The organism is Luteococcus sp. Sow4_B9 (genome assembly GCF_052116585.1).
Taxonomy (GTDB): Bacteria; Actinomycetota; Actinomycetes; order Propionibacteriales; family Propionibacteriaceae; genus Luteococcus.
Genome location: NZ_JBQKKT010000082.1, coordinates 1 through 413 on the forward strand (window position 1 = coordinate 1; position 413 = coordinate 413).

Sequence of the window (413 nt, forward strand, 5' to 3'; positions counted from 1 at the left end):
GCCCGACTGGAGGCCGACAACGCCCGGTTGCGGGCGGACAAGGCCCGCATCGAGACCGAACGGGACATCCTGCGCAAGGCAGCCAAGTATTTCGCCGGGGAGACGAACTGGCCAACCGCTTCCAGTTCGTCGCTGACCACCAGACCACCTATCAGGTGAAGCGGTTGTGCCAAGTGTTGGAACTGTCCCGCTCCTCGTTCTACGCCTGGCAGAAGGCAGCACCGGCCCGCCAGCAACGCGAACAGGCCGACGCCCAGCTCGCCGCACGGATCCGCGCCGTGCAGGACCCCAAGGCTGGGGGCGATCCGGCCTACGGCGCGCCGCGGGTCACCGCCGAACTCAACGACGGCGCCGAGCCACAGGCGCGGGTGAACCACAAGCGCGTCGCGCGGGTGATGCGCGCTCATGGCCTG

1 pseudogene is annotated in these 413 nt (G+C 69.0%); it reads left to right on the forward strand.

From position 1 onward, the window contains the following. A pseudogene (locus ACTQ49_RS15045) lies at positions 1-413 on the forward strand (IS3 family transposase); the annotation flags it as partial.